At 46.2% G+C, this 21,284-nt stretch carries 27 protein-coding genes; 1 reads left to right on the forward strand and 26 read right to left on the reverse strand.

The window, feature by feature from the left end; genetic code table 11:
* Positions 1-4: 4 nt before the first annotated feature.
* From GPM24_RS11690 to GPM24_RS11720, 7 genes are read right to left on the reverse strand one after another with little or no spacing between them, the layout of a single operon-like run.
* Complete coding sequence (locus tag GPM24_RS11690) at positions 5-784, reverse strand: DUF4099 domain-containing protein (protein WP_158826931.1); 780 nt, start codon at positions 782-784, stop codon at positions 5-7.
* Between the two features lie 10 nt (positions 785-794).
* Positions 795-2,009, reverse strand: coding sequence for an ArdC family protein (locus tag GPM24_RS11695; protein WP_233268811.1), 1,215 nt, complete (start codon positions 2,007-2,009; stop codon positions 795-797).
* Entirely contained in the window at positions 1,996-2,175 is a 180-nt protein-coding gene (locus GPM24_RS11700; RefSeq protein ID WP_158826932.1) for a hypothetical protein, read from the reverse strand. The genes GPM24_RS11695 and GPM24_RS11700 overlap by 14 nt, the downstream gene beginning before the upstream one ends.
* A gap of 13 nt (positions 2,176-2,188) precedes the next feature.
* Positions 2,189-2,680: a M23 family metallopeptidase gene (locus tag GPM24_RS11705; RefSeq protein WP_255459118.1), complete on the reverse strand. Its 492-nt coding sequence runs from the start codon at positions 2,678-2,680 to the stop codon at positions 2,189-2,191.
* 2 nt (positions 2,681-2,682) lie between these two features.
* Positions 2,683-3,081 carry a hypothetical protein gene (locus tag GPM24_RS11710; RefSeq protein WP_158826934.1) on the reverse strand — a complete coding sequence of 133 codons (399 nt, stop codon included), beginning with the start codon at positions 3,079-3,081 and terminating at the stop codon, positions 2,683-2,685.
* Positions 3,082-3,133: 52 nt separating this feature from the next.
* The gene (locus GPM24_RS11715) at positions 3,134-3,568 is read right to left on the reverse strand and encodes a hypothetical protein (protein ID WP_158826935.1); all 435 of its coding nucleotides are present in this window, start codon (positions 3,566-3,568) and stop codon (positions 3,134-3,136) included.
* An 18-nt stretch (positions 3,569-3,586) separates the two neighbouring features.
* On the reverse strand, positions 3,587-5,617 hold the full coding sequence (locus tag GPM24_RS11720; protein ID WP_158826936.1) for a TraM recognition domain-containing protein: 2,031 nt from the start codon (positions 5,615-5,617) through the stop codon (positions 3,587-3,589).
* Between the two features lie 56 nt (positions 5,618-5,673).
* On the opposite strand from GPM24_RS11720, the gene GPM24_RS11725 reads away from it, so the two are divergent.
* The gene (locus GPM24_RS11725) at positions 5,674-6,234 is read left to right on the forward strand and encodes a hypothetical protein (RefSeq protein WP_158826937.1); all 561 of its coding nucleotides are present in this window, start codon (positions 5,674-5,676) and stop codon (positions 6,232-6,234) included.
* Here the strand turns inward: GPM24_RS11725 and traN are convergent.
* The 19 genes from traN to GPM24_RS11820 form a co-directional block, all read right to left on the reverse strand.
* Complete coding sequence (traN, locus tag GPM24_RS11730; protein WP_158826938.1) at positions 6,214-7,053, reverse strand: conjugative transposon protein TraN; 840 nt, start codon at positions 7,051-7,053, stop codon at positions 6,214-6,216. The two genes, GPM24_RS11725 and traN, sit on opposite strands and share 21 nt — an antisense overlap.
* 5 nt (positions 7,054-7,058) lie before the next feature.
* Entirely contained in the window at positions 7,059-8,279 is a 1,221-nt protein-coding gene (gene traM / locus GPM24_RS11735; protein WP_158826939.1) for a conjugative transposon protein TraM, read from the reverse strand.
* Positions 8,280-8,299: 20 nt separating this feature from the next.
* On the reverse strand, positions 8,300-8,737 hold the full coding sequence (locus GPM24_RS11740; protein WP_158826940.1) for a hypothetical protein: 438 nt from the start codon (positions 8,735-8,737) through the stop codon (positions 8,300-8,302).
* A complete protein-coding gene (traK, locus tag GPM24_RS11745; protein ID WP_158826941.1) occupies positions 8,715-9,335 on the reverse strand; it encodes a conjugative transposon protein TraK in 621 nt (206 codons plus the stop codon). Before traK ends, GPM24_RS11740 begins: the two co-directional genes overlap by 23 nt.
* A 63-nt stretch (positions 9,336-9,398) precedes the next feature.
* Positions 9,399-10,514, reverse strand: a complete 1,116-nt coding sequence (locus tag GPM24_RS11750) for a TraJ family protein (protein ID WP_158826942.1) — start codon at positions 10,512-10,514, stop codon at positions 9,399-9,401.
* Between the two features lie 12 nt (positions 10,515-10,526).
* The gene (locus tag GPM24_RS11755; RefSeq protein WP_158826943.1) at positions 10,527-11,318 is read right to left on the reverse strand and encodes a hypothetical protein; all 792 of its coding nucleotides are present in this window, start codon (positions 11,316-11,318) and stop codon (positions 10,527-10,529) included.
* Between the two features lie 5 nt (positions 11,319-11,323).
* A complete protein-coding gene (locus GPM24_RS11760; protein ID WP_158826944.1) occupies positions 11,324-11,995 on the reverse strand; it encodes a hypothetical protein in 672 nt (223 codons plus the stop codon).
* A 2-nt stretch (positions 11,996-11,997) separates the two neighbouring features.
* The gene (locus GPM24_RS11765; protein ID WP_158826945.1) at positions 11,998-12,654 is read right to left on the reverse strand and encodes a hypothetical protein; all 657 of its coding nucleotides are present in this window, start codon (positions 12,652-12,654) and stop codon (positions 11,998-12,000) included.
* Positions 12,651-13,346, reverse strand: a complete 696-nt coding sequence (locus tag GPM24_RS11770) for a hypothetical protein (RefSeq protein WP_233268813.1) — start codon at positions 13,344-13,346, stop codon at positions 12,651-12,653. Before GPM24_RS11770 ends, GPM24_RS11765 begins: the two co-directional genes overlap by 4 nt.
* A gap of 156 nt (positions 13,347-13,502) precedes the next feature.
* Positions 13,503-15,971 (reverse strand): TraG family conjugative transposon ATPase, encoded by a 2,469-nt coding sequence (locus tag GPM24_RS11775; RefSeq protein WP_158826946.1) that lies wholly within the window; start codon positions 15,969-15,971, stop codon positions 13,503-13,505.
* Positions 15,943-16,248 carry a DUF4133 domain-containing protein gene (locus GPM24_RS11780; protein WP_158826947.1) on the reverse strand — a complete coding sequence of 102 codons (306 nt, stop codon included), beginning with the start codon at positions 16,246-16,248 and terminating at the stop codon, positions 15,943-15,945. Before GPM24_RS11780 ends, GPM24_RS11775 begins: the two co-directional genes overlap by 29 nt.
* On the reverse strand, positions 16,245-16,559 hold the full coding sequence (locus tag GPM24_RS11785; protein ID WP_158826948.1) for a DUF4134 domain-containing protein: 315 nt from the start codon (positions 16,557-16,559) through the stop codon (positions 16,245-16,247). Before GPM24_RS11785 ends, GPM24_RS11780 begins: the two co-directional genes overlap by 4 nt.
* Positions 16,560-16,601: 42 nt before the next feature.
* Positions 16,602-16,931, reverse strand: coding sequence for a DUF4134 family protein (locus GPM24_RS11790; RefSeq protein WP_158826949.1), 330 nt, complete (start codon positions 16,929-16,931; stop codon positions 16,602-16,604).
* Between the two features lies 1 nt (position 16,932).
* Positions 16,933-17,280, reverse strand: a complete 348-nt coding sequence (locus GPM24_RS11795) for a hypothetical protein (RefSeq protein WP_158826950.1) — start codon at positions 17,278-17,280, stop codon at positions 16,933-16,935.
* On the reverse strand, positions 17,277-17,666 hold the full coding sequence (locus tag GPM24_RS11800) for a hypothetical protein (RefSeq protein ID WP_158826951.1): 390 nt from the start codon (positions 17,664-17,666) through the stop codon (positions 17,277-17,279). The genes GPM24_RS11795 and GPM24_RS11800 overlap by 4 nt, the downstream gene beginning before the upstream one ends.
* Positions 17,663-18,298 carry a ParA family protein gene (locus GPM24_RS11805; RefSeq protein ID WP_158826952.1) on the reverse strand — a complete coding sequence of 212 codons (636 nt, stop codon included), beginning with the start codon at positions 18,296-18,298 and terminating at the stop codon, positions 17,663-17,665. Before GPM24_RS11805 ends, GPM24_RS11800 begins: the two co-directional genes overlap by 4 nt.
* 16 nt (positions 18,299-18,314) lie before the next feature.
* Positions 18,315-19,532: a relaxase/mobilization nuclease domain-containing protein gene (locus GPM24_RS11810; RefSeq protein ID WP_158826953.1), complete on the reverse strand. Its 1,218-nt coding sequence runs from the start codon at positions 19,530-19,532 to the stop codon at positions 18,315-18,317.
* A 4-nt stretch (positions 19,533-19,536) separates the two neighbouring features.
* The gene (locus GPM24_RS11815) at positions 19,537-19,947 is read right to left on the reverse strand and encodes a plasmid mobilization protein (RefSeq protein ID WP_158826954.1); all 411 of its coding nucleotides are present in this window, start codon (positions 19,945-19,947) and stop codon (positions 19,537-19,539) included.
* A gap of 194 nt (positions 19,948-20,141) precedes the next feature.
* Positions 20,142-20,741 carry a hypothetical protein gene (locus GPM24_RS11820; protein WP_158826955.1) on the reverse strand — a complete coding sequence of 200 codons (600 nt, stop codon included), beginning with the start codon at positions 20,739-20,741 and terminating at the stop codon, positions 20,142-20,144.
* Positions 20,742-21,284 lie beyond the last annotated feature (543 nt).

Here is a 21,284-nt window from a genome sequence, read left to right on the forward strand (position 1 = left end):
AAAGTTACCGGGCACGGGTTTTCAAATAGCCTCGATTTTCCTCATTGTTCGTTGCAGTGGTCTTTCCTTTGGCGGCAAAGTATTTTTCCATGTCAGCATAAGCTTTTTGGAAAGCAGGCGTCAGCCCTTCTTCCTGTGGCTTACTGTTGTTAGCCAGGTGATGAATACCGCGTAAAAGCAGGTAAGAAACACCGCCATCGATCAGTACAGAGAAAATTAAAGCAGCACGGTCAGCACGAATCCCTTTAGGATCAGTAGCACGGTGGTGCAATGCTGTGCCATCCGGCAGCTCAATTTTATAACCTTTTTTAAAATCGTCCTTCTGCCAATCCTGAAGCGGGTAGCCGTTAATCTGATCTGGTGCAATAAGTCGGGCGGGGTCATAGGAAATAAAGGCGCGGGTATCTGCATCATACTCAAACACCAGTTCTTTTTTTCCGGGCCCGGGCAGAGTTTTGACGACACTTTGTTCATTGCCATTGATCAGTGCCTCCGCCTCCTCATCATCGAGTAAAGAAGGGATAACAGGTTCATGATAGATAGGGTGCAGCCGGAAAGCGACTTTACCATCAGGTTCACGGTAGAGCGATAGTTTCGCATCAAGCTGATCGATCCGGGAACCACTCGCTTCCAGATTGGTCATATGAAGGAGTTTGGATAACCGGCCTGCAAGGATAGCATCCAAATCCTCCCGGTCAATGGTAAGATCATCGCTGCTATCGATCAGCCCTAGATTTTTAAGGTCAGTTAAAGGTAGCTCATGCATACCAAATGGATTTTTCATAATAAAGTATTTAGCGTTTGTATTGATGAGTTGGCTTTGATTCGGACGGAATGACGGGCACTCGCTGGGTGGTAACCGCTTCACTAACTGATAATACGGGCGGTTGCTGCTGCTTGGCCTGCAATAAATTTTTGTAAAGCAAGTCGTCCTTCCGAAGGATAAACTGCTGGCCGCTGCCGAGATCTTCCATTTTAAAGCGGTTATTTTTCAGACTTTCATTTACCTGGTATATGGTACCATTATAACTGATTTGATCATGATTGGCCAGAAAATGTTGGGCTAGCTTCTTGCTGTCTGCAAAGACACTCAGTTCTATACTACGTTTTCTTTCCAGGTCTGATAAATAGGTATAGATCTTCTCGGCATCCGCCGCCGCACTATGAATTTCAAACGGGTGGTCCTGAAGGATACTGATCCAGTTTTCAACATAAGCTGCATGCTGACCGGGATCATGGCCGATGCGTATTTCATCACCGATCAGCATGGAGGCGATTTCGGCGCGAAGCTCTTCCCGTGCATAATTAGGTGTGCCGAAGGTATTCATCAGGCTACGGTCGAGCCGGCTGGAATGCCCTGTCCAATGCCCCAGTTCATGCAAGGCGGTGGCATAATACTTACCCGGTTCGTCAAACTGCTCCCGTAGCGGCAGGGTAATACCGTCTGTGGCCGGGCTGTAAAAGGCGCGGTTGCCGGCAACATGCTGAATGTTGGCGGCAGAATTTTGCAGCAGGCGTTCTGCTCTTTCCAGCGGTTCCCAGCCCAGCTTCGACAGGTCAGGCTTGACGAGTTCCGGTATACCGTCGATCTGCTCGGCGTTGAATACGGCAGCGCTGGTGATAACCGGACGACCGAGTTTAACCGTAATCTTTACCGGGTTACCCTTATCGTCTTTGACGACCTTGCCCTGGTCGTCGCGTTTGGTTCGCAGTTCCGTCAATTTGATAAATTGAATACCGGTAGCTTTGGAGCCTTTACGCACCTGCCAACCCTGGTCACTAGCCTGTTTGAAAGTCAGCCAGCGCGGGTCGTTCCTGCCGCTCATGATCAGTGATAAGGTATTGATCCCCTGGTACCGGTTGCCGGTTACTGCATTATAAGGTAATTGAAAGGACGGCAAGCCATTACTGTTCCATGGCTTTTGCCAGGGTGCTGTTCCAGCCTTTAACGCCTCAATCAGCTTTTCAGCTACTTCCACATGGAGGGCTTTTTTATCACTCGCCATCATCTGCCTCCTTGTTCTCGCTGAAATCAGGTGACCATTCGTCGGCATAATCTACGCCATAAATCAGGGCTTCCGCCGGTGTTAATTCAAGTTCTTCGCCTTCGGCGATCAGCTGCAGTTTTTCCTGCAGCGTCCGTAAGGGTTGTCTGAGGGGTGTGTTGCTCATCATAATTTTTATATAGTTATGGGGGTTGGTTGGCCAATCCATACAGAAAGGCCAGCGGAGGTATAGATTTGCTCCGGTACCGGATAGCAAAGTGCAGATGCTCACCCGTAACCTGTCCGGTAGAACCCGAAATGCCGAGTACCTGACCTGCAAAAACCATTTCACCCGGATATACCGTTATCGTGGACAGATGGCCGTACAGGCTTTGCAACTCCTGGCTATGCGCTATCAGCACGTAATTACCGGTGTGCATATCAAAGCCGGTCTGCAGGACGGTACCATCCAGGATAGTGTAAATGAATTCTCGACGGGCTTTCAAATCGATTCCCTGGTGAAAGCGAAATTTTCCGGTAACAGGATGAATACGCCAGCCATACACTGAAGTAGGATGTATGCTTTTTAGCGGTAGGCTGAAATTTACCGGGTTTTGCGCGCTCTGGGATATGGCGTTATGGCAAATAATTAAGAAGCTTATCAACCAGGCTTGTTTTAGAAGGTTTCCGGGCATTATCATCGCCCCCTGCCGGGATGCTGATCCGGCCTGTCTATCCAGTGAATTTCGATGTAGTCCTGGACGCTCAGTACGGTGGCAAACATCAGTTTTGCACGGGAGGTGGCTTGGTCCAGTGCTTCTTTTTGGTAATCCAAATTACCGGTAGCATCAAGCAGGTAAATTCCTAAAATGTCTAAAACATCCTCTCCGTCAATATGCTCATGAAGATCCTGCCTTAACTTGTCAAGAATCTCCAGGCCGGGAGCCAGCATCAGTAGGGCATCACTGCTATACAGGCCCAGCATCTGATTTTTAAAACGGACAAGCACTTCATCTTTACCGGTATCTACATGAACAATCGTACCCATATGTCCCTGCATATGCACCGGATCATAGGTTAAGGTCGGATGGACCATAACCACTTTATCGCGTAATTCCTTCATGGTTGAATTGCTTCGGGTCTGGGAATCACCGGCCTATACTGCCGGAATGGTGATAGGATTCTGCTTGATTCTGGGCGATACCCAGTTGGTCTTTGAGTGATACCATGGTGAAGCTACGAATAACAGGATTGACAGCAGCCATTTCAATAGCTGACCTGGCGTCCTGCCGCGAGGCGGATTGCTGAAGGAAACTGATCTGTACCATTTGCTTGAAATCAGCCGTATCAAGCAGCTTGACATTTTGAAAGGCCTCCTGGTAAACATCATTAGACTTTTTCATGACCAGCAGAGCATCGCTGGAATATAGGCCCTGCTGTCCTTTTTCAAAGCTTACATAAACATCATCATTAAGGGTATCAGCATAGGTTATCATGCCAATTTGGCCTTGCCGCTTCACCGGGTCATTGGATAAGCCAGGGTTAACAAGCACATAAGTGCCATTTAATTCTTCGTGGTTCATATTTTCTTGTAGGGGTTATTATTGATGGGTAGGACGCATGGAAGCCTTGGTAACCGGCATAGGTTGCTCCGGTTCAGCCGGCCTGAACTGGTGGACAAGGCTTTGTACTTCGCCCGTAATCCGCAGGTAATTGCTGCGCAATACTTCTTCCTTCCTTCCTTTAAAATCATAAAACAGAGGCAGGTCCCGGTAAGCTTTTTCTTCCTTCTTAATAGCTTCCAGGTCGAGGTTGATCCGGCAGTTGACAGCTGAGGTCTCGTATTTTCCGGTAAATTTTTCTACAGCATCAGAGGCCAGTAAACCAACCATCTCGCCGGCTTTGAGTGAGGCTATCTTGCCGGCAGGAATCAGCGGTTCCAGTTTTTCATTTAACGAAAGGGACGTTTTATTACGGTCAATGCTCAGGCTCTCACCGGTCTGCTTAACCTTGCCGAATAACCGCTCCAGCCATTCAAGCGTGTCCTTGTTTCTTACACTGCCGGATAAGACATTCCCCATGACTGAGGTAATCGTTTCGGCGGTTTCCTTACCGTATTGCTGCCTCAGCATCGGTAACTCCTGCATGCCCAGGAGAACCGATACAAGGTTGGAACGTGCCTGACTGACGCATACATCCACCCGGTGGCAGTAGAGGGACGGGCTTTCATCAACCACAATACCAACGGGAATATTCCCTTTGGAATTTATTTCGCGCAGGATACAGTTCATCACGACCGAATAGCAGGCCGAATTTATACTTTGGGTGGACGGATCATTAGCCAGAACCAGAATACCGGGATGCTTGGGATCGCTGATCTTAAGATCGAAATCGTCAGACGAAAACACCCAAAATGTTTCTTTCGTTGCCATTCGGCTGATAAAGATTTTCAGGGTGCCCACCTGACCCTCCAGCTGCTCAAAGGCTTTGGCACGGTAAGCAGTTACAAAGGGGGATAATAAGGAAGCCAGCTCCGGTTCAGAAAACAAGGTATTGAATACATCCTCATAAGGCATATTTAAAAAAGCCAGCACATGCGGCAATGTCGAATATCTGCCATCCTCGTACTTGCTGAAAAAGAAAATGCAGGCAGCCAAAAAATTCACTGCACTTTGGGTAAAGAACTGATCGCTGCCCCCGCTTTTATCGCCTTTCTTTAACGCTTCAACCAAAGCTTCCGCGTTTTCGGAGGCATCAGCCAGCGTTCTCAGGTATTTGCGCTTAAAAGGGTTAATCCGCCTACTTTTTTCAGGGTCGTTTAAATTGACCACATGAAATTCATATCCCTTGCATTTGCCATTTTGTTTGGCCAGCAGATAATGATAATAGGCGATCTTACCCAAATCAGGAAATTTCAGGTCATAAACACAAAGGGTAAACTCATTGGCAATCATCTGCCGGATGACAGGCATGACCACTCCAAAACTTTTACCGCTGCCCGGAACACCCAGCAGAAGAATGCCACGGTATAGATTCTCCAGCACCAGGTAGCCTTTATGAACCCGCTTTTTGAAATAGAACAGGGTGGGTATGTTGACCGCGCTGGTACGTAAAAGCGGTTTGGTGCGCTGCATGAAGGATTCCTCCTCGGTATTCCAGCGGTCTTTACCCAGCCGGGCACTGATCATTTTGGAAACGTTGTCCATGGCCACATGAATGAATACTGTTCCGATTAATGCGGTAAAGCTGTATCCGATATCGTACCAGCTGAATAAGTAGATGACGGGCATGCCATGCCGCCCATAATACCATAGTCCGCCAAAAAAAAGAACGATGCCGGTAAGCAAGGGATACGCAATAGAAGTCCGGGGGTTAAAGTCCTTCTGCTTCTTACTCAATGTCCCCACAGATACGAGGCAAATCAGGACCAGTGTAAACAACTTGCTATATAGCGGCGCCTGATAAATTTTCAGTCTGGCCAGGCGATTCAAGAAAAAAGCCAGGCCTTGGTAGGTCTGGCTTTCAAATAAATGCGGTCCGACGATGAAACAAAAAAGTTCGAGGGTTAATGACAAGTAAATAGCGGCCTGCAAAAACCGGTGCTGGCTTTGCTGTTCTTTGCTTTCTTCCATAAGTATAAAAAATGTGATTGATAAATGATATTTTTGGTTGTTAACCTTTCCATATCATGAAAACACAAGCAGATAATAGTTACCTGATTCCGAACCGATTGTCTGACGTTATCAGGTTGATCATTGTCCTGGCGGTTGACAGGACAAATTTTAGAACTGAAGACGGCTTACTCAAAGCGCTTCAAGACCATCCGAATTCGGCAGAAACCTGGTTGGGACTAGCGAAGGATCATCCCGAGTTCTTCAGATTCAATAAAGAAAACACCTCAATTATCTTGCTGATGCGCTATCTCATGCAAAGGGATGTACAAGAAGGAGAACTAAGACCACCTTTGACAATTGACCAAACGCAAAAACTTACCGATCAGGCTATCGCATTGCATGATAAACAGTTGGCAAGGTACCAGCGGGATTCTTCAAAGACTGCCGTTACTGCTGCCTATGTAGCTGCAGCTGCGACGATTATTGCTGGGGTTATTAGTTATTTGATTGCGATTAATGCTAATAATGACATCAGGTCTGATTTGGCAGTCATAAAGAACCAAATCGAGCATATTGAACATGCAAAAACTGATACAGCATTTAACACGAAAGTATTACAAAGGGTCAGCCGCTAATAAATCCTTATATTTAATGGGCAACGCGAGTGTTCTGCCGGATATCTGCTTTTCGGTCAGTTCAACTCTCAGGATTTTATTACCGGGAAAGGTGAGCTTTTTAAATACATATATATTGTGGTATTCTCTTTTAAAACCCGTCTTGGGATAAAGCTGCCATTCTGGCTTTATCTCCAAAGATTGTACATTAGTCGCTTTTACAATTTTTTTATCCTCAATTTTGAAACGCAGTTCGTCAATATCGTATGGCAAGTTGGTCGAATTACGGAACCTGATATCTAAAAACAGGTGATCGCCAATTGCATAAATATGGTTGAGGCTAGCGGAAAGCCCATATGCCTTAGCAATTCTCACTGCTGATTCCCCTCCTTTATCCAAAATCGTCAGGGCATACCTTTTCATTTCAGGTGTGGTCAGGGTTATACCCGGAAAGTCCAGGGGCATGCACTGATCAGGTTGTATGGTAATCGAAGCAGGTAAACTGCCATTTATTGCCACAGTATAAGTTAGCCGATACTGTGCAATAAAACTTTCCCCTACGATGGTAATCACCCCAAGGTTGGTCTGATCAGCCAGACGTTTTACAGAATCGGGAATTAACTTCAACCGCAGTAAATTATTCACCGGCATATCTCCGAGAATACTATGGCTTGAAATATCGGCGTACTGAATAGGTTCAGGTGAAATGAAATGAATATCAGCTTGAGCACCCAGCTGGATTTCAGGCAGGTTATTTAAATTCCTATAACCTTCGTTCTGGGCAAAAAGGATTTGCACCGCACCTAGGAGGGCGGTAAATAGCAAGATTAATTTTTTCATAAATTTTACTGAATTTGTTGTTGTTGTTTGCGGAGCGCCTGTGGGTCGATCAGGTATACAAGGCTGTTATATTTCAATTTTGCCTTGTTCTTCCGGATCAGTTTACTTACAGCAGTGGTGGTAGATTCAAACATGCGCTGCACCAGGCTCATGACCATTTGGTTATTGTTATCGGCGGATTGCTGAAGCGTTACGCCTTGGCTTGTGCTACTGCCTAGCTCTTTAGAAAAATCACGGAAAGCAGAAGCAGGCACGTACAGGCCGGGAAGTCCATCGTTATCATAAACCAGTAATTTTACGGGTAATAGCTGATCGTCCTGCATGATCGAGCTAATGGATAACAAGACCCGCTGGCCGGTAAAACCCGTAATTTCAGCATAGAGATAAGTCCCTTGTTTGATTAAAGACAGCCCTGCCATCATATCATCTAACAGCCGGATCCGCAGCCTTGATCCGGCATACCCGGTTATATTCTGATCAACGATAGCCCTGATCATACCGTCATGATGTTCCGGTGTAATGGTGTTAAATGCCTCTGAAGCAGCATTAACCTTGCTTACCGGCAAGATCTTCTCAACAGGTTGGGCAATACGTTCCTTTTCCGCTTGAGCTTGACGTTGCTGGGCTTTATAGTCCGGATCACGGGTCTTCTCCATGCTGTCAATCAATGCCATTTGCTGACGGAAAAGCTGCATTGGATCGGTACCTGTTGTCCTCGCTCTGATGTTTTGTGAGCCAGGAGAACTGCGCATTTTGTTCAATGCCTCAGCCAATGCCTGGTCAGATGGCTGCCGGCCTCGATAAGCAGTAGGATTCACCGTCACATCAGGGAACCCGGAATGGTTAGGGTTTAAACCAACTTCAGGGTTGTTACTTTTGTATTTCACCGCAAGCGCTTTACGGATGGAATCCAGTCTCCTTTTTTCCGCATTATTATATAAATCCGGTGCCTGTGAGGTCGATACGGCTTCATCCTGCAACTGGTTTATGGCCGTGTAGCCATCCGCCTTTTTATACTGCTCACGATAGGCGTCCAATTTATCTGATAATGTGCTTTTCTTGACCTGATCGGACACATCGGCCACATTGACCTGTAAAGAGTCTTTACCCTTGACCACCGCTTTGGATTTGCCAAAACTGGATTTATATGTATAAAACAGTAGCAGGAAGAAAGGCAGCAGGATCAGCGGTAAAACATACCTGGGACTTTTAAAATTTACTTTCATGATTTGGATGGATTAATAATTCATGGTGCATTTATGCGTTGGGCGTGAACCTGCTTTTTAACCAGTTCAATATTTTCAAAAGCACGTTGGAGAACAAGACTGTCCGCTGATGTGAGCGTATCCTTTTTCAGCAGGATGTTAACCTGAGATTGATAAGCCCACATCATTTGTAATGCTTGGGCTGTATTTACAATGGAACCCAGGCCGGGTGATGTTCTTTCACCAGTGGAGTACTTGGTAAGCTGGTTCTCCGGCTTACCGCTTCGCATAATGGTAAAAGCCAGTATGCCAGAGGATAACATACTTATGATCATTACGCTAAACAGCAATCTAGGGTATCGCTCTGCGATCAACCGGCAACGACAGCCTATTTTTTTGAACTGGGGAGCCAGTTCTTTCAGGAGCTCCCCACCAATGGTTGAATGCGGGTCCCGCTTAGAGATTATTTTTCTGAACATTGTCAAGGTCTTTGTTTTCCAGTGTTTTCCAGCGGGTAATCAGAACAGCATTGGGGTTATTGTTCGAGCGAACATCTAAATCTTTCAAGTAGCCTTCCGTGACCAGGGACCGGATAATCGTGCTGCTGCGCCGGTCAATTTTTTGCTTGCCATAATACCTGAAATAACGGTGTGGCATATCGAGATAAATACTATCTGTTTGCAGGGTCAGCACGGCGCTGGAAGAAAGTATCGAGTTAAAAAATCCTTTTTCTTTTAAATTATTGTATTGCAGGACACCGCTTTCATCAACCAGGTACATCGCCTGTTTCATCTGGTATTCAATATACTTGTCATCCGGGGTCAGGGTAAAAAACAAAGAATGGAAGCGGTTGATATCGGACCGGTATTCCGCCTCGCGGTTCATACTGACATCCGTTTGCCTGGCCAGCAGCGGCATGCTGGAGGCGTCCAGCACATAAACACTTTGCCGGGCAACTGCGACCTGACGATAAGCAAAAAAGCTGACCAGCCCAACCATCCCTAAAGCACATACAAAGCTGCCTGCAGACAAGAAGGTGGCCAGCCTCACTTTGGTTTCTATATTTTTAATGATCATTTTTTAGGAAAATAAAAAGGCCACCGGTTCCCGGCAGCCCTGTGTTGTTGAAATCTAAAGAGGTTACATTTTTCCGATCATCCGGGTCACGGTTGCCCCCAGGCTGGACGCGCCACGCCCCATCGTTGAGGATGCAGAGGTGATACCGGAAGTGGAAACGATCCAGGTACTGATGCTGGGAACGGTAAGCATGGTCAGCCCGCCAATCAAAAAAGTTATAATGACCATGCCAAACGATAAAATACCATTGGAAGCGAACCAGCCTAGTTTTTCCATGGTGTTACCGGAGGTATCCAGTAATTGCTGAAAGCGGGTGATTTCTGCCTCCATCGCGAATTGCTGAAACTGTGTGGCCACGTATAAAATCAGATAAGCAATGCCACTGTATAGGTTGACCGATATAAAACGGGCAACCCAGGTCGTAAAGGAATCCCGGAAAGCAGGAAGGATGCTCACCGCTACGGAAAACGGGCCAAGGATAATCAGGATGGTTGAAAAAATGATCTGTACAAAAAAAACGATATAAACACAGATCCGCAAAATCCAGATCGCCAGGGTTTCCAGCAGAGAGGTGGCGAGCAATTGCAGGCCGACCTGCAAACGGTTACGAAGTTCAATAATAGGGTTCCAGATCTGCGCGAAGCCATCTTTCACATCGGACTTAACGGATTCCCAAGCCTTCTCATACCAGGTTCCAGCTTCGTGGCTGGCAACCTCTGTTTGTGCCTGCATACTCATCAGCGAATCAGCCACGGTGACTATGAGCTGCGCCCGTTGCACTCTAAGGTCGTTCAGATGAACTTCACTGCCGTTAAATAGAGCATTTGTTTTGTTTTCAATCAGATCGGTGGGATAAGCAACTACTTTAGTAAAGGTGCCCCACCAAAGGATAACCATGACTAATGCAAAGGGACGAAGCAGCGGCATAATCTCCAGCTGTTTATCTCCGGACATCATCTCGTAAGCTTTGATGGAAAAAAATATAATCATAAAAATGGCAGCTAGTGCCTGGGCATCGGCAATGAAAGTGTCGTAACTGGACCAGATGCTATCTTTCATGATTTTCAAAAAATGCATCATGCCATCTTCATAAACCCCATTGCCCTGGAGGAAATTAAAAGTGTCCTTGAACGAATCGGTGACATTGACCGGTTGGACCTGTAAGAGTATACTCAGCATACCATGCGATTTTTATGGTTTATAGTTACTTAAAATTTCGTCAGCGATCTGCCGGTCCGTTCTGTAACCGGCAGATGGACTCAACGGTGCGCCGGTTTCAGGCGACTTCAATGCTTTTGCCCGACGGTTCAAGGTCAGCAGGAAGGCTGCCTGCTGCTTCTGGGTATCCCAGGCGGCGCTTAGCCGGCGGTATTCCGCCAAGAGGCGGTGATAAGTCAGGATGCGCGAGCCTCTGTCAAGCAAGGTGTTCCGTGCTGTGTTCAACCGCTCTGCCAGACTTTGCGATTCTTCCAGATACCAGTGATAAGATCCGCTGGTAACCAGATAACTTTGCACTTCGGCTGAAGTGCCGTTCAGCAACTGGTCGTCCTGTTGTGTCAGCAGACTTTTGAAGGCTTTGCTATAATACAGCAACCACAATGGGTCAGCGCCGGTGACCAAACCTGAATAATTTAAGGCTTCCGAAACGGCTGTATTACGCAGCGTATCGGCTTGTGAGTGATAGGCCTGATCTGTATTCTGCATGGCAGCAACCAAGGCAAGGCGCTGGGTCTGAGGGCCAACAGGTCCAAGCGGTCGCAGATCTTTTTTATGATAGTCGGGATGCCATGCCCAGGTCAGCCAATACAATGGATTAAGAGACAAAAAGCCGGGACTGGGCGTGAACTTGTCTTGATCCCATTGTTTAAATACCATGCGCTCCTGCTGGTAGCGGATCGATTTATCGTTGATCGGCAGCTGAGCATGGACCACTGTCACCAGGCTGAAAAACGTAGCTATGGTAAAATAAAATTTTTGCGTCATAACTTTTAAGGTTTTAAGATTTGATACTGCAATTGAATTTGATCTGCAATGCGTGAATCCTGATTAACGAAATTTTGAAATGGATTGGCGGTCTTTAGCATGCCGTTCATCCGGGTCCAGTACATGGTTTTATACATGCTGTACGTCAGGGCCCGCATTACCTGCAATTCCAGAATTACCTTGCGTAGCAGCAGGTCCCGCTTTTCATAATTCATCAGGATATTGTCCCCTTCTTTTAAAATAAAGGCCGCTACTTCAGACACCAGGTTGATACCTCTTCTTTTCATCTGATTGGCAACGTCCTCGGCAAATAATAACAGCAAGGGGTTGTCTCTCGCCAAAGCAGTGATCTGCGCACATTGTGTGGTGATATCGCCGATGGTCGATTCCACTTGTTTAACAGCAAGGCCATTTTTAAGTGTGGCATTAACAGTTGCCAGAGACTGGTGGATCATATCCTGTACCAGCACGACAGAACTAAGGTTGAGGTTGATATTATCCAGATCTTCCTTGATTTTTTGTAGTGAATTTTGATGGGTGTTCTCTGCTGCTGTCCGGTAAAGACCGTTTTCATTGACAATAGCAAAATGGCCGGCATCAAAAATCACGGTCTGGGCATGAACGTTGACATGGCAGGTCAGCAACAGGAAAAGTGTTGCCGTTAAAATAAACTTCATAGTTACTTTTTTAAAGCACCGGCATTCCGGACGATCTCGTCTACCAGGTTTTTATCCTGGTTAATAAAACTGCTGAACGGGTTATCCGAACGGGAATGCAGGTTGTAGTTGGTAATGGTAGTTAACAAACCTATAGATGCGCCATTGATCCGGCGTAATTCAGTAATGACATAAGAAAACAACATCTTCCGGTCATTGGCTTTCATCTGATTCACGTCACCGATGGTCAAGATCAAACCGGCGCAGTAATCCGTCAGTAATTCAGCCTGGTTAACCAGGTCGATTTCTGCACCAGCCGCCAAAGCGATCAGAATGGGTTTATCCCGGCACTGGTTAACGGTCAGCTGCTGCTGACGGATGATGTCGTTGATAATTGGTGTAGCTTCGATTCCGATTTGCGCAACATTGATGACCAGCCCAAGCGTGTGGAAGCGATCATAAATCTTCCGGTAAGTCGTTTTCAGCGTCGTCATTTTCGACCGGTTTACATCCTCGTTTGCAGTAACGGTCGCCTGTGCGGTACGGGCCTTCGTCTGACGGTCATACTCAGATTCACTGTTACTAACCAGTTGATGCAACAAGACCACATTTACCTGGGTAAAGCCGGTTTGAGCTATCCCTAGTATGCAAAAAGCAAACAAAATCAAGGGCTTGCTCATGGTTTGAGAGTTTTGCTGTTCCGTAAAATATCATCTGCGATTTGCCGGTCTATATTGACAAATCCGGCGTAGGGATTAAGTGAATTCAGTATACCACGCATTTTGGCATAGTATAAAGTTCGGTACATACCATAAGCGACCCCACGGATAATCGATAATTCTGTGACGACCCGGTTCAGAAGTTTTGCCCGTTCGCCGCTATCCATCAGATTATTCTGGCCACCCTGTAAAATGAAGGTGCTCACCTCGGCTGCCACTGCAGTCGCCCTGGTCTTGAACTCGTTTGCGCCCTGTTCAGCAAAAAGAAGAAGTGCGGGATTTTGCCCGGCAAGGCTCGCCGCTTTACCCACATCAGTGACGATATCATTGCTGATTTCGGCTACATCTTTAATGGCCAATAAATTGGTCATGATGGAGGAAACTTCGCTTAATCCTTTGTAAATTTTGGCTTGCAGGTCATTAACTATAGTTAGCTGGCCTGTAACCGCCAACTGCCCGCTTTGAATCAGGGCTAATTTGTTATTGGTCGTGTTGAGCTGTCCGTCAATAATCCCGGAATGAACAGCCATGGCTGCGGAGGTAGCGGGGTCTACATATACGGTCTGCGCACGGGCACTTATATAAAGCAGGCAAAATGCTGTCAGTATCAGAAAAGGCTTGATCATAAATTGAAATATTAAGGGGTTAAACAATGAAGGAAGATTTTCGTGGTTTTGAGTATGACGACACTGACGATGGAACTGAGCAGCGATCAAGCATGAAAGTTGCTGTAAGAATTGGAAGATTTGCAAATCGGAGTAGTTGCCGGAGAATTTCTGCGTTGAAATGCAAGAAGCGGGTTGAATCAGTTAAGCAACTGCGTTAGATCTGCCGGTAGACGGTCCATCAGCATTTACCTGTCTAACAAAAGCGTCCAGTTTCAAACCCGACCGGTTAAGGTCATCAACAAAGGCTGTTAAAGCGGCAGGGTAATCCTGATATAGCGTAACATATTTTTCCACTGCATTCTTTTCCGGTTTTTCGGTGGTATAGGTCAGGTACTGGGTTAATGCGGTTTCTACACCATAAACTTCGCCGACAGAACCACGCCGATAGTAAACTTCCTTGAAGCGGCCGCGATTCTCTTTATTGTCCAGTTGATTGATGGTAAAAATTTTTTTCTGTTCGACCTCAGTAATAGATAGCAGCCGTGCAATCTCCTGGTAGTTTTCCTTGAACTTACTTTGGTCGAGTAATATGACGGAATCCGAGTTGTTGATGATGCTGTCTTTGACAATGGGATTGCCTAATATATCACCCAGTTCCTGCGTGACTTCAATAATTTCGCCCCAGAACTTACGTACAGTTTTATTTAGGTACAATAAAAAGCCGGCCATAATAGGTGATGCCAGTGCCTTCCAGGCTTCTTCAAGAATAAGAGCTTTTCGCTGACTTTTCCTGTGTCGCATTTTCTGGATAAAAACATCCATGATGATCAGGGTACATATCGGCAACAAGGTTTTATTGTTCTGAACATTATCAATCTCGTAGACGATAAACCGTTCATTAAATAATGACTGATCGATAGCCTCGTTCAAAATGGTACCGTATTCACCGCCATGATAAAACTTCTTCAGTACATACCGGAATTCATCAAGGTCAAATGGTATACGTTCTTCGGTTTTAATCTGCGGTATTTTTTCCAGGGCAAAATCATAAAAGCTGTTAAAGTTCAGGACAGGCACAGGCTGGCTGAAACTGAAAGCATAGTAGGCGCTGATCACATGGGAAATGACATCACGTTCCACCCCGTTGATAATGCCTTCTGCACCTTTCCAAAGCAAGCAGATCAGAGTAGCCAGGAAATCCTTTTTTTCCAGGTTATATTCGTTTTCGCTGATAGCGAAAGGATTCATAGTGATCGGCTTTTCCTCACTGTAGGTGATGTACTTTCCCCGGTAGTAAGCGCACAAACCGGAATATGAATGGCCGACGTCCACGATGACGACATCCATATTGTAAAGCATATATTGCTCGACCAAAGCGTTCATAAAAAAACTTTTACCGGAACCGCTCGGACCCAGGACGAACTTATTACGGTTATTGATCCGCCCGGTTCGCATAGGCAGGTCTGAGGGGTCAATGGCTACCGGAACGCCCTGCCGGTCGGTGAACCTGACCAAAAAGTCTGATGGGTCATCGGTCAGCAGGGCTTCCTTGAAAAAAAAGCAGAGTGCAGCATCAGCCGTGGTCAAAAACCAGTCATAAGTTTTCAGTTCAACCGCATTACCAGGCAAGACTGAACGGTAGAGTTCCATTTGGTTATAGGCGTTGCGGGAGGGTATGATTCCTTGCTGAAATAAAGCGGCTTCAATAAAGTTCACCGCACGGCCGGTTTTATCAATATGTGCGCAGACCAAGATGTTAAAATGAGCGTGAACCAGCAACTGATTGTCCCGCGCTACATCGGAAAGCAATTGATTTATATCCGCTACGCAAAGGTTGTTGGCCGGATCCGGCACACCCGCGTGGCGCTTACGTTTTAATTCCAGCTTGTTAAGGGTGATTCGCTGCTGCGGAATTTCCAGTACCTGGTTATAGATTAAACAATCATATCCCGGTACACTGTGCAGGAAACTTAAATTATCAACAGGCAGGATAGTTTTGGCCCGCCCTTCCTGCTTTTCGGCATAGGTGGACACCTGCTCGGGAAGGTCTATCAGGTCAGTGTCAATGAGGCTAATGCTCCGGATACTGCGCTGTCCCATTCTGAGTTCCCCATCAAGCGATAACACATTATCCAGCGCGATGGTGGCATCTGAAAAAGACATACCCAGTATGCGCCGGACATACTGCCCGATATCCTGTTCCCCGAGAAGCTCAGGCTTTAAGCCGGCATCGCTTAACAGATCATGGGTTTTTAAAACGGCTTGTTTAAAATCATTCAAGGCTTTCTGGTCAAAGACATAAAAGGCATTACGCTTCACCTGCCGGGTGATGACAAGATAAGTGGTTAATGCGGTATACTCCCGTCCTGCAAAATGTTCATGATACTTTTGCTGGAGGAATTCATCCGCAGGCTGGCCATGGTACTGTTTACGGCAAAACACATCTTGCTTTTGCAGGATGTGACCTTCACCCAGAATTTTGACGAGGTTGAGGAGCAGGCTATGATAATGGTTGTAGCCATCGGGATCAGCCGCATATTGCAGCACAGGGTTCTGGATTCTAAAAATGACCGAATAATCACCGCGAAGGCCGTAAAGCAGGTGAAGCCCATTTTGCTGGTCTATTCCGGCGTAGGGCAATTCAAAGGAGTTTTTCTGATGAGATGCCATAGGATCGAAACTGTACAGGGTGAATAAAAACGCCTTGGTGGCGGATCTTGGAATGCAGGCCGCCCTTTTGTTTCTGAAAAGTATAGAGCAGCCCACCGGCAATGGTGAATATGGTGACAGCGCCGCCGAGATACATGCTGGTAAGTGCGCCGATCAGCCCGCCTCCAATTAAGCCAAGTACAAGGGAGCCAATACCCCAGGCGATGAACTTGCCTTTAAAGCCACGGTAAATAAGGGGCTTTTGCAGCCCCTTATAAATTGCGTACCTGCGTATCATACACCGAAAAAGGCTTTAATGACCACAGAAACCAGAACCAGGAAAAGGCAGGAACCGCCCCAGCCCATAATTTCCTTGTTGATATCCTGGTCGCCGGAGTTCCACTTAATGTAAACGCGTACACCACCGATAATGCCGACTACGGCACCGATCGCCAGACATAAGGTAGACACAGGATCAACATAACTGGTCAGGGATGAAGTAGCAGCATTAATACCTGTAGTACCGCCTCCTGCTTGGGCAAATGCACCTTGCGCTGCGAAAGTTACGGATGCAGCTAATGCTAACAGTTTCTTGTTTCTTACTGTCATAAAACTTAAAAATAATAGGGTGAATAAATAATAAGTGGGTTGTCAGACCCCGTAGAGGGCTTTAATGAAAATACCTGCCAGTATGAGGAACAGGCAGGAAGAGAACCAGCCGATAACCTGGCTGTCGATGGGGTTACGATGGCGGTGGCCGCCAATCTGCCAGTTGGTATAAACGCGTAATCCGCCAATGATGCCGGTAAGAGCTCCGATGACGAGTACCAGATCAGACATGCTCAAATAAACACTGTGCATCTGACCGGTAGCCTGATCAAATTCAGCAATACCAGGTGGTCCCTGAGCTTTTAAATCCATAGTAGGGGCTAAAAAAAGGACGGCGAGTGCCGTCCTGAACATCCAAAATTTAGGATTCATTTTAGTAAGGTATGGCTTTGGTGTACTGAACCAGTCCGGCTTGGGCTACCTGTATTATCTCTCTTAATGAAACTGCCCCTGTCGCTTCGATCACCGGAGCGGGATAGGCGGATGGCTGCCCCTCTAAAGCCAGCCCGTTCGGTAGTTGGTCGTTAGTCGTGACCAGCGGCTCAGGTGAATCGTCATATAGGATGATTTCGGGCTGCGCGTCCTCGGAAAAAAAGAGTACATCCTGATCCAATGTTTTCCTTACGGGTGTCTTTTTCAAGTAAAGGTCAGCGACGATATTAACAGCGTAATACCCCAGGTAAATGCCGGTGAGTAGTAAAATGAAGTGGTGCCAGTTCATAAATCTATAGTTTGCAGGGTTGCTTTGATGTAAGTAATCAGTTCAGGCCGTTCTTTGAAAAAAATGTCGAGACTATAGGCAATCAGCTTGTTCATATCTATGCCTTTCGCCACTTTCAGTTGTTTAAGCAGGAAGACGGTCCGGTTATCGAGACGGATCAGTAATTTTTCATTACCGGTCAGCTCATAATTAGTGAGTTCGGCCAGAAGCGCTTCCATCTGTGCGGGTGGTTTTTCCGGCGGTGGTTTACCAGCTTTCTTTTTGACAGGTTTGGATGCCGGCTCGCCGGATACAAGGTCATTAGGAATCGGCTCTGAATTTTCTGTTGCCGGAAGCTGCCTCATTTTCTCTCTTAATTCATCAGCCATTGAGCGTATAGCAGTCATAAGGTCTCCTTTTTTAACAGGTACTGGTCGCATAATAATCCGAGTACGGGCAGGATAGCCGCGTAAACGGTCGTTGGTGTTTGAAAAATACCGATGCGCTGAAAATCGATACGGTCAGGAATGGGCGGCGTGATTGTGCCGAATCCGCTGATCACTTTCTCTACCTCCGTCTTCGTTTCATATTTGACGGTCTGCTTGATGCGGTTGGGAATGAATATCAGCGGGGCCCGGTTGTTGATACGTCTGACCACCAGCGCGAATAAAATGGTGGAATCGACGGTAAATTCATCATAAGCAAACGGGCATATAATAAAATCCGCTGCGGCAATCGCAGGAATTAATCCGTCATCATCCATTTTGCCGGGCATATCGAGTAGGGCTATCTCGTCCCGTTTGCTGAGAATGACCTGAAGCAGATCGGGAAATTGTTTGAGTTCAGTGGGCACTACCTCATACAAAGGGTCATTTTCCAGTATTTTGGCTTTCTCAGCTTTAGCGGCGATGGACTGCTGATAATCCATATCCAGGATGGTAACCTTTTGCTTGCGTACGGTAGTCAGGTAATTGGCCAGCAGCAGGGTAAATGTACTTTTACCGGCGCCTCCTTTTTGGTTGCCTATCAGAATGATCATAAGTGGGAATAAAGGGTTAACGTGTATTGGTTCTGGACTTGCGTTTTCGCCGGCGGTTCCTGCCGTTGATTTGTTCGTCATCGATGTCATCAGCGATATTCAATCGCAGCGTAGGGATAAAATTGGATGGCATATGAGATACGCTGGCTGTGTCTGCAGCATAAGCAGAACCAGCATGTTCATCCAAATGATCATACCGCGCGGAACCTGGATCCGGTAACAAAACTTCGGCTGGTTGTTCCATAGTCCCGCCATCCAGCGGGATATGGTCACGCTTAGCAAGCGTGGAACCTGATGGAACCAGGGTAAGCAATTCAGCTAAGGGCATGAGCTGCCCGCCTTTGAATACTGTCCGCTGGGCATGGTCAATCACGGTGTAACCATAAGGTTGTTTACCTTTTCCGGCATGAAAGAAGAACTGCAGACCAAAGCGCTCGTGAAGTGCTTTGGCGAGATCAGAAGTGTAGCTATCAACCGGCCCTTCTTTACCTCCTGGGCGTTGGCTTTGTACCGGATACAATTCCGGGTTTAACTCCTGCCGGTATTTATTGATGATGGCACGTAATTGCGGTATGCGTTCTTTGTTTTGCCGGTTATCAGCGATACGTTGGTCAATCAGGTGAACCGACAGGTTGTCGAGTACTTTGCCAAATTTGGAAATCTGAATATTATTTTCATTCAGCAATAAACTATACCCTTTTATTTCAAGCAGCATCATGAATTGTGCTCTGGAGCTAAAGTGGTAGGTTAAGGCATGGCTGATATCCTTTTTGACCTGGTTTCCCTCATCCAAATTCAAAATTTGGTTCAGAACCTCATAGCCTTTCATCCATTCATAGCTATCCTTTATCTTTTTACCATCACGCCCAACCCGGGTAGATACGATGTGTACGTGATTGTTCTGGGTATCCTTATGAAAGATAATCAGGAAAGGCTGTTGTCCATAACCCATACCATCCAGCCATTTTACGGCTAAGCGGGATAATTCGTGCTTGCTGTGATCCCGGCCACTAGTGGATAAGGTTACATGCAATTGGGGGTAAACAATACGTTTGCTTTGCTGGGTCAGGGCCTCAAGGTAGTTGACGTAATCTTCCGGCCGGGGACGGGCGAGGCCTTGAAGCGCATGAAAGTTTTGAACCTGCATCAGTTCACCTTTGTCCAGCAATATCTTGGTAAAACTATAGGAGACGCCTTTAAAGGAAGCTGAAGGCCGTAAAAATTTTACTATCATAGGGTCAGCCGCGTATCAACCGGATAATCTGCCGGAGGGTCTTTTCGGTTTCGCTCCGGAGATGCAGATAATTCCGGAGGAGCAGGTTAAATTCCCGGACAATGGTTTCGTCAAGGTTACCGTAATGATGCAGCGCATTGGCATGCCGGGCAAGCTGATTAATATTATTGCCGCTTCTTCCCATTTCGGCACCAAGTGCATCCAGTTGCTGTAACAAGGTCTTGGCGTTTAAAAAAACTTTGTTGGATTGATGCAGCACACGTATCCGGATGAGTTCGGTCCTGTTGATTCCTACTTCTTTTTCAAGGGCAAGCAACTGTTGAAACTCCTCCTCCGTCAGTTTAGCTTTGATAATTTTATTCCGCTTACCGCTCAGCATTTCTGGCCTGCCCGGCCTTTTTTTAGGTGGAATCATGAGATAACATTATTTTGATTGAAACAGGGAAAACCAAGTTGCGCAGGTTTTCCTTCCCATGCCGCGCTGCGGCAATGGGCAAGTCAGTTTTTGGGGTACCCAAAAACACAACTTGCCGGATCGAAAACAAAGCGCTGGCGGTATATACCGCTATATCAATAGACAGGTAATTACCAGTTAATTGGTAAGCCCTGTTAAAACAGGGCCAGCTGAACGGTATGACGCTGCACTTTTTGAATTTCCGCCAGTGTAGAGAGGATAACAGGCTGCTTGTAATTGATCGTATCGGTATGGCCGATGACTGCAGTCATTCTTACTTTTAAATCAGCTAATCCAGCCATTAATGCCTCCTGACGGCTGGTATGTTGCGGATTATAAACACTGATCTGTGAACCACCTCCTGCCAAACCATAACTGTAGTTCAGCGCATAGGTCCAGATGTGATTGGGTCCACGGCCTAAACGAACCATACTATGTTCCATAAACAGGTCGGGATTTCCTAATACAATATCTTCACAATCTAAAAACTGTGGGCGTTTAAACCAGCCATAAGCGTCAAATGCAATTGCTGTAAAGCCAAATTCCAGGCCTTTTCGGTAAGCATGAACATTCATCGTCAGGTGTCTCAGTGATTTTCCAAAGCTGGAAAACCAGCTCAGCCTAACCTGATCGGCAGCATCAATCGCTTCCAGTACTTCAATTAACAGATGCTTCTCATACTGCACCAGATGGTTGTTTTCCATGTAGGTAATCACGTCTGTTTTTGAATTCGGTTTTAATGTAAAATTTTCCATAGCGTGCATGATTTTTTTAATGCTGATTGGAAAAGTGGTTGCCTGACCTGTCAAGGGACACGATGAAATCGGGGTTTATATACCCTTTACAGGCCAAAAAGGCATACCACTATACCTTTGCATTATAAAGAAAGCATGCGCAGGAAAAGCGGCCGGCAAAACAGACAGGAAATTGAACCTGATAAGTGGAATCAGGATATGGTCTAGTTGTAGTGATGGACGATTTACCAATAGTGGCTTAGCTGTTTATACTGCTATCGGGATATTTGTCTATGTGCATAGCGGTATAAACAATCATATCCATAGCTGAATATGGGAATAGTTGAATAGATGAATATTGGTTTATTAAGATAGCCGATTATCGGTATAGTTGTCTAACGGTTGATCTAAATATACAGTTAACGGAATAGTTATCTAGAGGATTATTGAAATATAAAGCTAATGGCCTATTTGAATAGTTCTATAAAGGATTAGAGGACTGTCACTCTATTCGTTTAGGGGTTTAGATGTATAACGGGATAGTCATATATACAGCTATACCTT

It is taken from the genome of Mucilaginibacter lacusdianchii (assembly GCF_009770985.1).
GTDB lineage: Bacteria > Bacteroidota > Bacteroidia > Sphingobacteriales > Sphingobacteriaceae > Mucilaginibacter > Mucilaginibacter lacusdianchii.

Excerpts from the sequence above, each read along its gene's own strand:
- GPM24_RS11700 (WP_158826932.1), bottom strand. The coding sequence starts at position 2,175 with ATGATGAGCAACACACCCCTCAGACAACCCTTACGGACGCTGCAGGAA.
- GPM24_RS11775 (WP_158826946.1), bottom strand. The coding sequence starts at position 15,971 with ATGGCATCTCATCAGAAAAACTCCTTTGAATTGCCCTACGCCGGAATA.
- GPM24_RS11785 (WP_158826948.1), bottom strand. The coding sequence starts at position 16,559 with ATGACAGTAAGAAACAAGAAACTGTTAGCATTAGCTGCATCCGTAACT.
- GPM24_RS11760 (WP_158826944.1), bottom strand. The coding sequence starts at position 11,995 with ATGAAGTTTATTTTAACGGCAACACTTTTCCTGTTGCTGACCTGCCAT.
- GPM24_RS11695 (WP_233268811.1), bottom strand. The coding sequence starts at position 2,009 with ATGATGGCGAGTGATAAAAAAGCCCTCCATGTGGAAGTAGCTGAAAAG.
- GPM24_RS11765 (WP_158826945.1), bottom strand. The coding sequence starts at position 12,654 with ATGAGCAAGCCCTTGATTTTGTTTGCTTTTTGCATACTAGGGATAGCT.
- GPM24_RS11800 (WP_158826951.1), bottom strand. The coding sequence starts at position 17,666 with ATGACTGCTATACGCTCAATGGCTGATGAATTAAGAGAGAAAATGAGG.
- GPM24_RS11740 (WP_158826940.1), bottom strand. The coding sequence starts at position 8,737 with ATGTTCAGAAAAATAATCTCTAAGCGGGACCCGCATTCAACCATTGGT.
- GPM24_RS11720 (WP_158826936.1), bottom strand. The coding sequence starts at position 5,617 with ATGGAAGAAAGCAAAGAACAGCAAAGCCAGCACCGGTTTTTGCAGGCC.
- GPM24_RS11755 (WP_158826943.1), bottom strand. The coding sequence starts at position 11,318 with ATGACGCAAAAATTTTATTTTACCATAGCTACGTTTTTCAGCCTGGTG.
- GPM24_RS11750 (WP_158826942.1), bottom strand. The coding sequence starts at position 10,514 with ATGCTGAGTATACTCTTACAGGTCCAACCGGTCAATGTCACCGATTCG.
- GPM24_RS11710 (WP_158826934.1), bottom strand. The coding sequence starts at position 3,081 with ATGGTCCATCCGACCTTAACCTATGATCCGGTGCATATGCAGGGACAT.
- GPM24_RS11815 (WP_158826954.1), bottom strand. The coding sequence starts at position 19,947 with ATGATTCCACCTAAAAAAAGGCCGGGCAGGCCAGAAATGCTGAGCGGT.
- traK (WP_158826941.1), bottom strand. The coding sequence starts at position 9,335 with ATGATCATTAAAAATATAGAAACCAAAGTGAGGCTGGCCACCTTCTTG.
- GPM24_RS11725 (WP_158826937.1), top strand. The coding sequence starts at position 5,674 with ATGAAAACACAAGCAGATAATAGTTACCTGATTCCGAACCGATTGTCT.
- traN (WP_158826938.1), bottom strand. The coding sequence starts at position 7,053 with ATGAAAAAATTAATCTTGCTATTTACCGCCCTCCTAGGTGCGGTGCAA.
- GPM24_RS11715 (WP_158826935.1), bottom strand. The coding sequence starts at position 3,568 with ATGAACCACGAAGAATTAAATGGCACTTATGTGCTTGTTAACCCTGGC.
- GPM24_RS11810 (WP_158826953.1), bottom strand. The coding sequence starts at position 19,532 with ATGATAGTAAAATTTTTACGGCCTTCAGCTTCCTTTAAAGGCGTCTCC.
- GPM24_RS11780 (WP_158826947.1), bottom strand. The coding sequence starts at position 16,248 with ATGATACGCAGGTACGCAATTTATAAGGGGCTGCAAAAGCCCCTTATT.
- GPM24_RS11690 (WP_158826931.1), bottom strand. The coding sequence starts at position 784 with ATGAAAAATCCATTTGGTATGCATGAGCTACCTTTAACTGACCTTAAA.
- GPM24_RS11705 (WP_255459118.1), bottom strand. The coding sequence starts at position 2,680 with ATGCCCGGAAACCTTCTAAAACAAGCCTGGTTGATAAGCTTCTTAATT.
- GPM24_RS11795 (WP_158826950.1), bottom strand. The coding sequence starts at position 17,280 with ATGAACTGGCACCACTTCATTTTACTACTCACCGGCATTTACCTGGGG.
- GPM24_RS11820 (WP_158826955.1), bottom strand. The coding sequence starts at position 20,741 with ATGGAAAATTTTACATTAAAACCGAATTCAAAAACAGACGTGATTACC.
- GPM24_RS11805 (WP_158826952.1), bottom strand. The coding sequence starts at position 18,298 with ATGATCATTCTGATAGGCAACCAAAAAGGAGGCGCCGGTAAAAGTACA.
- GPM24_RS11790 (WP_158826949.1), bottom strand. The coding sequence starts at position 16,931 with ATGAATCCTAAATTTTGGATGTTCAGGACGGCACTCGCCGTCCTTTTT.
- traM (WP_158826939.1), bottom strand. The coding sequence starts at position 8,279 with ATGAAAGTAAATTTTAAAAGTCCCAGGTATGTTTTACCGCTGATCCTG.